An 11,889-nucleotide genomic window follows, 5' to 3' on the forward strand; every position below is an offset into this window, starting at 1 on the left:
GCCCTTTTTTATTGCTGTGTTTTGAGATCTGACGCGAGGGTCAGCCCAGTAAGGTCAGCTCAGTAGGATCAGCTCAGGCGGCTGACCACTACAGTAACTTCGGGCTTTTTGCCGATCTCATCACGGGCAGAATTGCGCACGATCCGGCGAATTTCACCTTCAAGCTTGTCATCATCCGCCAGAGTTTTCTCTTTGGCGCGGCCCAGAAACTGTGTGATGTCCTCTTCCAGCACATCAACCAGCGGCGCTTGCGAGCGGCCCATTTCTGACAGGCCCATGACCTCGCACCACGCATCGCCAAGCGGCTCATCATCCTCGTCCAGCAGCACGGTCACAAGCACATGGCCGTTGAGCGCCATGCGGATACGATCGCGCACGATGCCGTCCAGCGCGCCGATCTGCGCGGTGCCATCGAGATAGGTGCGCCCGGTTTCGACGTAGCCCGCAATTGAGGGCTGGTCGCCGGAGATTTCCAGCATGGTGCCATTCACCGCCACGATAGAAGCGCGGCCGCCTTCGTTGGCAAGCTTGGCGTGTTCGCGCAGGTGACGGTGTTCGCCGTGATTTGGGATCACCATGGTTGGGTTCACGATGTCATGCAGGCGTTTGAGGTCCGGGCGGTTGGCGTGGCCGGACACGTGGTACTTGCCGGAGCTGTCATCCACCACATCCACACCCATTTCGGAGAATTGGTTGATGATGCGGATCACACCTTTTTCGTTGCCCGGAATGGTCTTGGAGCTGAAGAGGAAGAGATCGCCTTCTTTCAGTTTGATGCCATTGTATTTGCCACGGGCCAGCTGTGCGCTGGCGGCGCGACGCTCGCCTTGAGAGCCGGTGACGAGCAGCATCAGGTTTTCACGCGGGATGCTCGCGGCATCTTCGGGGCTGACCACCTTGGGGAAGCTGTCAAGCACACCGGTCTGGATCGCGGCTTCGATCATACGGCGCATAGCACGGCCCATCAGACAGATGGAACGCCCTGCCCGCTCGCCCGCCTCAGCCAGCGTTTTCACGCGGGCCACGTTGGAGGCGAAGGTGGTGGCGACCACCATATTGGGCGCTTTGGCAACCAGTGCTTCGATCTCCGGCCCGACAGAGGCCTCCGAACGGCCTGCATGGGGAGAAAACACATTGGTGCTGTCACAGATCAGCGCTTTGACGCCGTCTTTGGCAACCTCTGCCCACAAAGCCGGGTCAAAAGGCTCACCCACCAGCGGGGTTTCATCAAGCTTGAAGTCACCGGAGTGGATCACGCGGCCTGCGGGGCTGTCGATCACCAAAGCGGCGCTTTCCGGGATGGAGTGGCTGACCGGCAGGAACCCAACCTTGAACGGGCCGGCTTCGGTCACTTCGGGCCAGGCAGAGACCGTGCGCACCACCTCTTCGGGCTGGCCGCGATCCGCCATCTTGTGACGGGCCAGATTGGCGGTGAATGTACGGGCGTAGACCGGCACGCCGAGGCGTTCCCAGTAATGCCCGACCGCGCCGATGTGGTCTTCATGGCCGTGGGTGATGAAGATCGCCTCCAGCCGGTGTTTGTTTTCTTCAAGCCAGCGAATGTCGGCAAAGATCAGGTCCACACCGGGGCTGGTTTCCATGTCGGAAAACGCAACGCCAATGTCCACCAGGATAAGACGCTCATTGTCTGCTGGCCCGTAGCCATAGACATAGGCGTTCATGCCAATTTCGCCAGAACCGCCAAGCGGCAGATAGATCAAGCGGTCGCTCATGCGCCCTGCTCCTTGTTAAAGTCGTGGATGACGGTCAGCCCGTGCATCGTCAAATCATCTTCGATGGTGTCAAACAGGTGGTCGCCCTGCTCAAAGAGCGGCGCAAGGCCGCCCGTGCCCACCACTTTCATCGGTGCGCCATATTCCGCTTTGATCCGGGAGATAATGCCTTCGATCAGGCCAGTGTATCCCCAGAACACACCTGATTGAATACAGCCAACCGTATTGGTGCCGATCACCTTTTCCGGCTGACTGACGTCCACATGCGGCAATGCGGCGGCACCGGAGTGCAGCGCCTCAAGGCTGAGGTTCACGCCGGGGGCAATCACGCCGCCCACATAGGCGCCATCTTCGGCGACCACGTCAAAGTTCGTGGCGGTGCCAAAATCCACCACCACCACATTACCGCCGTGGCGGTCATAGGCGCCCACCGCATTGGCCAAACGGTCTGGCCCCGGCTGGGTGCCCTGATCCACACGCGGTTGATGCGGCAGTTTGCACTCAGGCTTGCCCACCACCAGAGGGCGGCAGTTGAAGAACCGGTCGGCAAACACACGCAGGTTCCAAACCACACGCGGCACGGTGGAGGAGATGATCACATCGGTGATGTCTGCGTCGATGCCGTAGTGGTTGATCAGGGTTGAGTACCAGGTGAAATAAGCGTCTGCCGTGCGCGCATGATGGGTCGACGTGCGCAGGGTGCACAGGAATTTCTCCCCGTCCCAGATCGAGAACACAGTGTTGGTGTTGCCGCAGTCGATGGCAAGAAGCATGGCGCAGATCCCCCTGTTGCGTGGATCAGAAAAAGATATCTGCCGCAGCTATGGCAATGCGGCCCTTCGCGGTCTTCAACACCAGATTTCCAGCGCTGTCCACCATTTCAAAGGTCCCGGTGGTCTCCTCACGGGTGGTACGTGCCGTCATGACTTCGCCAATGCGCGCCGCGCGCGTGAGCCAGGCGGTGCGGATCGGTTCAAACCCGTAGGTGGCAAACTGCGCCTCCCAGCGGGCATAGGCTGTGGCCAGCGCTTCAAGGAAGCTTTCCGGATCGACGGACGCGCCGGTTTCAGAGAGCAGCGAGACCGGGCGCGTGGCCTGTGCTTCGACAGCGCCGGTGTCGGGTGCGTGGGCAAGGTTCACGCCGATGCCGATGGCAATGTGGCTGACCGCGCCCCCCGCAAAGCCTGCGCTCTCCAGCAGGATGCCCGCCACTTTGCCGCCGTTCAGCAACACGTCGTTGGGCCATTTGAGTGCCAGCCCGTCACTGCGACCCGTCACCGCGACAAAGGCATCATAGAGCGCCAGCGCCGCCACGAAAGACCGCAGAGCGACCTGATCGGGGCTTTCCGCCGGGCGCATCACCAAGGTGGCAGCAAAGTTGCCAACCGGATCGACCCAAGCACGGCCACGGCGGCCACGGCCTTTGGTCTGGCGCAGGCCCAGGATCCACTCAGGCGCGGCCAGTTGCGGTGCAATGCGCGCGGCTTCTGCGTTGGTGCTGTCGACTTCCGCCAGAACGCGGCGGCCATACCCCTCGGGCCAATTGCTCATGTGTTTTTATCTTCTTACAGGTCGAAAAGCGCCCTCACGTAGCGCGTTTTCAAAAAGGGCGACGCGCCCCATGGGGCGCGTCACAATCAACGTCCGGATGCAAAAAGGCAAGCGGGTTATTGCAGCAGGGCGACGGCGGCGGCCTGCGCAGCCGTATCCACGCCAAAGAAGTTCACCACACCCAGCAGCATCACGGCCGCGCTCAGCACCAGCATGAGGTGCTGCACCGGAGACCGTGGCGCGTCGAGTGCGTCACGCTCTTCGCCGAAGTACATGAAGTAGACAATCCGCAGATAGTAGAACGCCCCGATCACCGAAGCGATCACACCGGCAACCGCCAGCCATGCAAGACCCGCATCAAAAGCGGCGCGCAGCACATAGAGTTTGCCGAAGAAGCCGAGGAAAGGCGGCACGCCCGCCAGCGAGAACAGCAGGAACAGCATCGCCAGCGCCCGACCCGGCGCGCGCTTGGAATACATGTTGAGCGCAGAAATATCGACCACCGGCTGGCCGTCTTTCTCCATCGACAGAATAAAGGCAAAGGTGCCGATGTTCATGGTGACGTAGATCGCCATATAGACCAGCATCGCTTCGATCCCCAAAGCGGTGCCGGAGGCAAGCCCCATCAGCGCATAGCCCATGTGGGCAATCGAGGAATAGGCCATCAGGCGTTTGATGTTGCGCTGGCCAATCGCGGCGACTGCGCCAAGGAACATCGACAGCACCGACAGAAGCGCGATGATCTGCTGCCAATCCGCAACCACGCCGCCAAAGGCATCAAACAGCACGCGAGCAAAGAGACCCATCGCCGCAAGCTTTGGTGCGGTGGCGAAGAAGGCGGTGATCGGTGTTGGCGCGCCCTCATAGACGTCCGGTGTCCACATGTGAAACGGCACGGCGGACACTTTGAACGCGAGGCCCGCCACCACAAAGGTCAGGCCAAAGAGCAGACCAAGCGGGGTGTCGCCATGGCCAGCCACGTCGATGATGCCGCTGAACTGCGTCGTGCCTGCAAAGCCGTAGACAAGGGAGGAGCCATAGAGCAGCAGGCCCGAAGACAGAGCGCCCAGCAGGAAGTACTTCATGCCCGCCTCGGTGGATTTGACGCTGTCACGACGGAAGGACGCCACCACGTAGAGCGCCAGAGACTGCAGCTCCAGCCCCATGTAGAGCGCGATCAGGTCTCCGGCGGAGACCATGGTCATCATCCCCACCATCGCAAGCGACACGAGGACCGGATATTCAAAGCGCAGCATGCCGCGCCGCGCCATATAATCCTGCCCCATCACCAGAACCGCAGCGCCCGAAAGCAGCATGGCAATTTTGGCAAAGCGGGAGAAGGCGTCGTCATGGAACATGCCGTTGAAGGCGACATTGTCACCTGCGCCGGACGCCCCAATCCACATGGCCAGAAGCACAAACACACCGGCGGTGATCCAGGTGAGCATGCCCGCCATCTTGTCTTTGCCGGTGTAGACCACCGCCACCAACGCGAGCATGGCATAAATCGCCAGGAAGATTTCCGGCAGGATGATATTCAGATCAGCCTGAATCATGTCTCAAGCGCTCCTTAGTGCGATGCCATCTGGCTGGCGGCAGCGCCATGGGCCAGAGCGGTGTCATAGTTGGAAATCAGATTTTCGACGGAGGGGCCGATGATGTCCGTGATCAGCGATGGGTAGACGCCGAGAATGAGGGTCATCGCCACCAGCGGTGCAAAGATCATCTTTTCGCGGCGGGTCATGTCGGTGATCGACTTGAGGCTCTCTTTGATCAGATCGCCAAAGACCACGCGGCGGTAGAGCCACAGCGCATAGGCCGCCGAGAAGATCACACCGGCTGTCGCCACCAGCGCCACCCAGGTGTTGACCTGGAACACACCCATCAGCGTCAGGAATTCCCCGACAAAGCCGGAGGTGCCCGGCAGGCCGACATTGGCCATGGTGAAGAACATGAAGATCAGCGCATAGGCTGGCATACGGTTCACCAGACCGCCGTAGGCGTCGATCTCGCGGGTGTGCATGCGGTCATAGATCACCCCGACACAGAGGAAGAGCGCGCCGGAGATAAAGCCGTGGCTCAGCATCTGGAAGATCGCGCCGTCGATGCCCTGTTGGTTGGCGGCAAAGATGCCCATGGTCACATAGCCCATGTGCGCCACCGAGGAATAGGCGATCAGCTTTTTCATGTCTTCCTGCACCAGTGCGACCAGCGAGGTGTAGACAATCGCGATTGCCGACATCCAGAGGATCAGCGGGGTCATGACCTCAGAGCCGATGGGGAACATCGGCAGGCTGAACCGCAGGAAGCCGTAGCCACCCATCTTCAACAGGATCGAAGCCAGCACCACAGAGCCCGCCGTGGGCGCCTGCACGTGGGCATCGGGCAACCAAGTGTGCACCGGCCACATCGGCATCTTCACCGCGAAAGAGGCAAAGAAGGCCAGGAACATCAGCGTCTGCACACCACCAATCACGGTGAAGCCTAGAACATTCATGGTTTCAGAGGCAAACTCATGGGTCATCAGCGTCGGGATGTCGGTGGTGCCTGCCTGAACAAACATGCCGACCATCGCCACCAGCATCAGCACCGAGCCGAGGAAGGTGTAGAGGAAGAACTTGAAAGAGGCATAGATGCGGTTTTTGCCACCCCAGATCCCGATGATCAGGAACATCGGGATGAGGCCAGCCTCAAAGAACAGGTAGAACAGCACCAGATCCAGCGCCATGAACACGCCGAGCATCAGCGTTTCCAGAAGCAGGAAGGCAATCATGTATTCTTTGACGCGGGTTTGAACATCCCAGGACGCCCAGATCACCAGCGGCATGATGAAGGTGGTGAGCATGACAAAGAGCACGGAGATGCCATCCACACCCATCTTGTAGGTCATGCCCATGATCCATTCGCGCTGTTCCACGAACTGGAACCCCGGGTTGCTTGGATCAAACCCAGCCAGAATGAAGAGCGAGATAAAGAAAGTGACCGTTGTGGCAAACAGCGCCACACGTTTGGCATTGCGCTGTGCCATTTCGTCTTCGCCCCGCAGGAAGACCACGAGGATCAGCGCGGCAAAGGTCGGCAGGAACGTGACCAGGGAGAGCAAGCTGTCGTTCATTAGTGTGCTCCTCCGCTGAGCGTCATCCATGTGATCAGAGCCACGATGCCAATCACCATGGCCAGAGCGTAGGTGAAGATGTAGCCGGACTGGGCGCGGCCCGCCATTTTGGTCACCCAAGGTACGATGCCCATGGCCACACCGTTGATGCCGCCGTCAATCACATCGCCATCGCCGCGTTTCCAAAGGAACGCTCCGACCGCCCGGGCCGGGCGCACAAAGATCACATCGTAAAGCTCGTCAAAGTACCATTTGTTGAGCAGGAACAGATAGAGCGGACGCTGGCTTGCTGCGGTTTTGGCGGGCATGGATGGATCCCAGATGTAGAACCACATGGCCATCACAAAGCCGATCACCATCGCGATGAACGGGCTGACCTTGACCCATTTGGGCGCATGGTGCGCTTCGTCCATCACATGGTTGCTTGGATGGGTGAAAATCGCGCCTTGTGGAGCTTCGCCATGATGCGCCGCCGCCACCGCCGCGTGATCTTCATCGCCATGTTTCTCAGCGTGACCGTCATCATGCGCATGGTCATCGGCTTTGGCTTCTGCGTGATCGTCGCCGTGTGCGGCTTCGTCCCCATGGCCTTCGCTGTGCTCTGCATGATGCGCGGGCACGCCATAGAATTTGTTGACCGTGTTATGATCGCCAAAGAAGGAGCCGAACCAGATCATCCCCGCAAAGATCGCGCCGAGCGACAGAACGCCAAGCGGGATCAGCATGACCATCGGGCTTTCATGTGCGTGATCATGGGTGTGCTTGTTGCCGCGCGGCTCGCCATAGAAGGTGAGGAAGATCAGACGCCAGCTGTAGAAGCTGGTGAACATCGCGGCGACAACCAGCGCCCAGAAGGCAAAGCCGCCAGCTGTGCCTGCCCAAGCGCTTTCGATGATCGCATCTTTGGACAGGAAGCCAGCAAAACCGATGTGGGTCAGCGGGATGCCGACGCCGGTGATCGCAAGCGTGCCAATCATCATGGCCCAGTAAGTATAAGGGATCTTTTTGCGCAGACCGCCGTAGTTGCGCATGTCCTGCTCGTGGTGCATCGCGTGGATCACAGACCCCGCCCCCAAGAAGAGCATCGCCTTAAAGAAGGCGTGGGTGAAGAGGTGGAACATGGCTGCGGAGTAAACGCCAACACCTGCTGCCACAAACATGTAGCCCAGCTGGGACATGGTGGAGTAGGCAATCACGCGTTTGATGTCGTTTTGCACGAGACCAATGGTTGCAGCGACAAAGGCTGTGGCTGCGCCAAGGAACACGATGAAGGCTTTGGTTTCATCCGCATATTCGATCAGCGGCGACATGCGCGACACCAGGAACACACCGGCGGTCACCATGGTGGCGGCGTGGATCAGAGCGGACACCGGGGTCGGGCCTTCCATCGCGTCCGGCAGCCAGGTGTGCAGGAACAGCTGCGCCGATTTGCCCATCGCGCCGATGAACAGCAGGAAGGCCACCAAATTGGCCGCGTTCCACTCGCGCCACAGGAACTCAAGCTGTGTTTCCGCCAGGACGGGTGCCGCGGCGAAGATGTCGTCAAACTTGATGCTCTCGGTCAGGAAGAAGATCGCGAAGATGCCCAGAAGGAAGCCAAAATCGCCGACGCGGTTGACCACAAAGGCTTTGATCGCCGCCGCGTTTGCGGACGGTTTTTTGTAGTAAAAGCCGATGAGCAGATAAGAGGCGACGCCCACGCCTTCCCAGCCAAAGAACATCTGCAGGAGGTTGTCGGCGGTCACCAGCATGAGCATGGTAAAGGTGAAGAAAGACAGATAGGCGAAGAAACGCGCCTTGTAGTGCTCGCCCTGCCCCCAGTTTTCGTCATGCGCCATGTAGCCCATGGAATAGAGGTGCACGAGGGCGGAGACCGTGGTGACCACGATCAGCATGATCGCTGTCAGGCGGTCAACGCGGATCGCCCATGCGGTGTCCAGATGACCCGATTGAATGAAATCCAGAATGTGGATCTGTTTGACGTGTTCCGCATCTAGCCCGAGGAAGACAATCCAGCTGAGCAGGCAGGCCAGAAAGAGCAGGCCTGTGGTGAGATATTGCGCGGCCTTCTCGCCAATCATGCGCCAGCCGAAGCCTGCGATCAGGCTGCCGATCAGTGGCGCAAAGAGGATGATCTTTTCCATGAACGCTTAGCCTTTCATCACGTTGACGTCTTCGACCGCGATGGTGCCACGGTTGCGGAAGAAGGAGACGAGGATGGCCAAGCCGATGGCGGCCTCAGCTGCGGCGACGGTCATCACAAAGAGCGCAAAGACCTGCCCGACAAGATCCCCCAGAAAGGCCGAGAAAGCGACCAGGTTGATGTTGACTGACAGCAAGATGAGCTCGATCGACATCAAAAGGATGATGATGTTCTTCCGGTTCAGGAAGAGGCCGAAAATGCCGATAACAAACAGCGTCGCGGCGACGCCTAGGTAATGTTCCAAACCAATCATATTTGGTCCCTCGGTTCTTTTTCTCTTCTGGCGCGGCTTAAAGCCCCTGCCCCGGTTTTACGTCTTTCAATTCCATCGCATCTGCTGGATCCCGCCACATCTGCTCCAGCACGTTCTGGCGCTTGATGTCTTTGCGGTGGCGCAGGGTCAGCACAATCGCCCCGATCATGGCCACAAGCAGGATCAGACCTGCCAGCTGGAACAGCAGGAAGTACTGATCATAAAGGATCAGACCCAGTGCCTCGGTGTTATGCGCATCGGTGGGAGTAACCGCACCGCGCAATGCCTGCGCTTCATCAGCGAACTGCCAAACCCCGAAAGCCATGCCAAGCTGCATCAGAAGGATCACACCGATGAGCAGCGCCAGCGGCATATATTGGGCCATGCCCGCCTTCAGCTCTGCAAAATCCACATCCAGCATCATCACCACAAAGAGGAAGAGCACCGCGACCGCGCCGACGTAGACGATGATCAGGAGCATCGCGACAAATTCTGCCCCCAGCAGGACAAACAGTCCCGCAGAGCTCAGAAACGCGAGGATCAACCAAAGCACCGAATGCACGGGGTTGCGGCTGATGACGGTGAAAAAACCGCCAGCGATCACGCAAATCGCAAACAGCCAGAAAGCTAATGCCGCCATGGTCATGTGTCATTTCCCTCTTTTTCCGCCAGAACCTCCTGCACGATTTCCATCGCGCGGGTGGTGGCGGGAATACCGGCGAACATCGACATCTGGCCGATGGTCTCCACGATTTCTTGTTTTGTGGCCTCTGCTTCCACCAGATGGCGGACCGTCAGGCGCATTTGCGCGTCCGCCTGTGCGCCCAGCATGGTGAGCGCCCCCAGCGTCAGCAGAAGGCGGGTTTTGGCATCCAGCCCGCCCTGATTGATGGTGTTGCCAAAGAACATTTCCATCACGTCCTTGGGCATGGTGGGCCAGAGCGCCTCAAACCCTTTGGGCGTGAAGCTCTCCAGCGCCGGATTGAAGGCTTTCGCCATCTCCTGATACTGGGCGAACATCGCCTGATACGGGTTTTTGCTGTCGCTCATGGTCCTGTGATCCTCACTCAGCGATAGGGGGCATCAATTTCGAGGTTGCGGGCAATTTCCGCTTCCCAGCGGGCACCGTTCTCAAGGAGTTTCTCCTTGTCATAAAACAGCTCTTCGCGGGTCTCGGTGGCAAATTCGAAGTTTGGCCCTTCGACAATGGCATCCACCGGGCAGGCTTCCTGACAGAAGCCGCAGTAGATGCATTTGGTCATGTCGATGTCATAGCGGGTGGTGCGGCGGGAACCGTCGTCACGTGGTTCCGCATCAATGGTGATGGCCTGTGCCGGGCAGATCGCTTCGCAGAGTTTGCAGGCAATGCAGCGCTCTTCGCCGTTTGGATAGCGCCGCAGGGCGTGCTCGCCACGGAAACGAGGAGACAACGGGCCTTTCTCGTGCGGATAGTTCACGGTGGCCTTGGGTTTGAAGAAATACTTCATGCCAAGTTTGAAGCCACCAATGAAATCCTTGAGCAGGAAGTAGCCGGCGGCGCGTTTGTAGTCGATTGCCGTCATATCAGCCTCCAATCACCCAGCGGGCGTAAGCGCCGCCGAAGAGTTCGAATTTTGCAAGGAACGCCACCAGAACAACCCAAGCCAGAGACATCGGCAGGAAGACTTTCCAGCCAATGCGCATCAGCTGGTCGTAGCGGTAGCGCGGGGTGATGGCCTTCACCATCGAGAAGATGAAGAAGACAAAGCAGATCTTGGCAAACATCCAGAAGATGCCATCGGGCAGGAAGTTCACCGGGGAGAGCCAGCCGCCGAGAAACAGCAGAGACACGAGGGCGCACATCAGAACGATGGCCACATATTCGCCGATCATGAACAGCAGGAACGGCGTGGAGCTGTATTCCACCTGATAGCCTGCAACCAGCTCGGATTCCGCTTCGGGCAGGTCAAACGGCGGGCGGTTGGTTTCCGCCATGGCCGAGATCAGGAAGAGGAAGAGCATCGGGAAATGCGGCAGCCAATACCAGCTGAGCGCACCGTATTTGCCGTCTTGCGCGTTCACGATGTCGCCGAAGTTCATGGAGCCGGTGGTGATGATCACGCCAATGATGATCAAGCCAAGCGACACCTCATAAGAGATCATCTGCGCCGCAGAGCGCAGCGAGCCGAGAAACGGGTATTTGGAGTTGGAGGCCCAGCCGCCCATGATGACGCCGTAGACCTCTAGCGAACTGATCGCCATGACGTAAAGAATGGCAACGTTGAGGTCAGAGACCACCCAACCGTCGTTGAAAGGGATCACCGCCCAGGCGATCAGCGCCATCACAAGGCTGACCATAGGCGCAAGCAGGAAGACCGCCTTGTCTGCGCCCGCCGGATAGACGATCTCTTTCACCGCATATTTGATGAAATCCGCGAAACTTTGCAGCAGACCGAAGGTGCCCACCACGTTGGGGCCCCGGCGCAGCTGGACAGCGGCCCAGATTTTCCGGTCCGCATAGAGCAGGAACGCCAAGGCGACCAAAAGCGGCACAACAACCAGAAGCACCTGCCCAAGTGTCAGGAGGAAGATGCCGAGGTATGTGGTGGTAAAGAAATCAGTCATGGGTCCTCACACCGTAGGTATTCCGTTTTCTTCGCAGTTCGCGACGATGACTTCGGCGTCGATCGTTTTGAGACCACGGGGCAGCGCCGGGGAGATGGTGTAAACCGCATCCCCCTTCCAAAGTCCGCCCTGATTGTCTGTTGTTGTGCGCACGTGACGGGCAAAGCCAAAGCCACGGATCAGCGTATATTGCGCGGCGGCGCATTCGGCATAATCATGCACGTCATCCGCATCCCGCGCGCCGGTCATGGCAACGTGGAAATTCACCAGATCCCCTTCCAGCAGCCGCGTGTCCACCCCCTGATAGTCGGGGACAAAAGCGGTCTCCCCACGGCTCACATCCGTGCCCGACTGCGGGTCACAGGCCGCAAGCCCTGTGACACAGGCCGCTGCAAGCGTGATATGGAGAGAAAGGCGTGTCATGCTGTGC

12 protein-coding genes are annotated in these 11,889 nt (G+C 59.0%); all 12 read right to left on the reverse strand.

Features of this window, described 5'->3' with window-relative positions:
• Positions 1-68: 68 nt before the first annotated feature.
• The 12 genes from ACO07T_RS20515 to ACO07T_RS20570 all read right to left on the reverse strand — a co-directional run bounded on the left by ACO07T_RS20515 (position 69) and on the right by ACO07T_RS20570 (position 11,882).
• Positions 69-1,733, reverse strand: coding sequence for a ribonuclease J (locus ACO07T_RS20515; protein ID WP_422050940.1), 1,665 nt, complete (start codon positions 1,731-1,733; stop codon positions 69-71).
• Positions 1,730-2,506 carry a type III pantothenate kinase gene (locus tag ACO07T_RS20520; protein ID WP_209080084.1) on the reverse strand — a complete coding sequence of 259 codons (777 nt, stop codon included), beginning with the start codon at positions 2,504-2,506 and terminating at the stop codon, positions 1,730-1,732. The genes ACO07T_RS20515 and ACO07T_RS20520 overlap by 4 nt, the downstream gene beginning before the upstream one ends.
• A gap of 25 nt (positions 2,507-2,531) precedes the next feature.
• Entirely contained in the window at positions 2,532-3,284 is a 753-nt protein-coding gene (locus ACO07T_RS20525) for a biotin--[acetyl-CoA-carboxylase] ligase (RefSeq protein ID WP_422050941.1), read from the reverse strand.
• Between the two features lie 116 nt (positions 3,285-3,400).
• Entirely contained in the window at positions 3,401-4,840 is a 1,440-nt protein-coding gene (nuoN, locus tag ACO07T_RS20530; RefSeq protein ID WP_422050942.1) for an NADH-quinone oxidoreductase subunit NuoN, read from the reverse strand.
• Positions 4,841-4,854: 14 nt separating this feature from the next.
• Entirely contained in the window at positions 4,855-6,429 is a 1,575-nt protein-coding gene (locus tag ACO07T_RS20535) for an NADH-quinone oxidoreductase subunit M (protein WP_422050943.1), read from the reverse strand.
• Positions 6,399-8,543, reverse strand: coding sequence for an NADH-quinone oxidoreductase subunit L (nuoL, locus tag ACO07T_RS20540; protein ID WP_422050944.1), 2,145 nt, complete (start codon positions 8,541-8,543; stop codon positions 6,399-6,401). Before nuoL ends, ACO07T_RS20535 begins: the two co-directional genes overlap by 31 nt.
• A 6-nt stretch (positions 8,544-8,549) precedes the next feature.
• The gene (nuoK, locus tag ACO07T_RS20545; protein WP_209065330.1) at positions 8,550-8,855 is read right to left on the reverse strand and encodes an NADH-quinone oxidoreductase subunit NuoK; all 306 of its coding nucleotides are present in this window, start codon (positions 8,853-8,855) and stop codon (positions 8,550-8,552) included.
• Between the two features lie 37 nt (positions 8,856-8,892).
• On the reverse strand, positions 8,893-9,495 hold the full coding sequence (locus tag ACO07T_RS20550) for an NADH-quinone oxidoreductase subunit J (protein ID WP_209080216.1): 603 nt from the start codon (positions 9,493-9,495) through the stop codon (positions 8,893-8,895).
• A gap of 2 nt (positions 9,496-9,497) precedes the next feature.
• Positions 9,498-9,905: a carboxymuconolactone decarboxylase family protein gene (locus ACO07T_RS20555; RefSeq protein ID WP_209065331.1), complete on the reverse strand. Its 408-nt coding sequence runs from the start codon at positions 9,903-9,905 to the stop codon at positions 9,498-9,500.
• A gap of 17 nt (positions 9,906-9,922) precedes the next feature.
• Positions 9,923-10,417 carry an NADH-quinone oxidoreductase subunit NuoI gene (gene nuoI, locus ACO07T_RS20560; RefSeq protein WP_209065332.1) on the reverse strand — a complete coding sequence of 165 codons (495 nt, stop codon included), beginning with the start codon at positions 10,415-10,417 and terminating at the stop codon, positions 9,923-9,925.
• Between the two features lies 1 nt (position 10,418).
• Positions 10,419-11,459 (reverse strand): NADH-quinone oxidoreductase subunit NuoH, encoded by a 1,041-nt coding sequence (gene nuoH, locus ACO07T_RS20565; protein WP_422050945.1) that lies wholly within the window; start codon positions 11,457-11,459, stop codon positions 10,419-10,421.
• Between the two features lie 6 nt (positions 11,460-11,465).
• Positions 11,466-11,882: a hypothetical protein gene (locus tag ACO07T_RS20570; protein WP_422050946.1), complete on the reverse strand. Its 417-nt coding sequence runs from the start codon at positions 11,880-11,882 to the stop codon at positions 11,466-11,468.
• Positions 11,883-11,889 lie beyond the last annotated feature (7 nt).

Origin of the sequence: Shimia sp. (genome assembly GCF_965227725.1) — a bacterium.
GTDB lineage: Bacteria > Pseudomonadota > Alphaproteobacteria > Rhodobacterales > Rhodobacteraceae > Shimia.

Coding starts and splice junctions, on each gene's coding strand:
- ACO07T_RS20525 (WP_422050941.1), bottom strand. CDS start 3,284: ATGAGCAATTGGCCCGAGGGGTATGGCCGCCGCGTTCTGGCGGAAGTC.
- nuoL (WP_422050944.1), bottom strand. CDS start 8,543: ATGGAAAAGATCATCCTCTTTGCGCCACTGATCGGCAGCCTGATCGCA.
- nuoN (WP_422050942.1), bottom strand. CDS start 4,840: ATGATTCAGGCTGATCTGAATATCATCCTGCCGGAAATCTTCCTGGCG.
- ACO07T_RS20570 (WP_422050946.1), bottom strand. CDS start 11,882: ATGACACGCCTTTCTCTCCATATCACGCTTGCAGCGGCCTGTGTCACA.
- ACO07T_RS20515 (WP_422050940.1), bottom strand. CDS start 1,733: ATGAGCGACCGCTTGATCTATCTGCCGCTTGGCGGTTCTGGCGAAATT.
- ACO07T_RS20535 (WP_422050943.1), bottom strand. CDS start 6,429: ATGGATGACGCTCAGCGGAGGAGCACACTAATGAACGACAGCTTGCTC.
- ACO07T_RS20550 (WP_209080216.1), bottom strand. CDS start 9,495: ATGGCGGCATTAGCTTTCTGGCTGTTTGCGATTTGCGTGATCGCTGGC.
- ACO07T_RS20555 (WP_209065331.1), bottom strand. CDS start 9,905: ATGAGCGACAGCAAAAACCCGTATCAGGCGATGTTCGCCCAGTATCAG.
- nuoH (WP_422050945.1), bottom strand. CDS start 11,459: ATGACTGATTTCTTTACCACCACATACCTCGGCATCTTCCTCCTGACA.
- nuoK (WP_209065330.1), bottom strand. CDS start 8,855: ATGATTGGTTTGGAACATTACCTAGGCGTCGCCGCGACGCTGTTTGTT.
- nuoI (WP_209065332.1), bottom strand. CDS start 10,417: ATGACGGCAATCGACTACAAACGCGCCGCCGGCTACTTCCTGCTCAAG.
- ACO07T_RS20520 (WP_209080084.1), bottom strand. CDS start 2,506: ATGCTTCTTGCCATCGACTGCGGCAACACCAACACTGTGTTCTCGATC.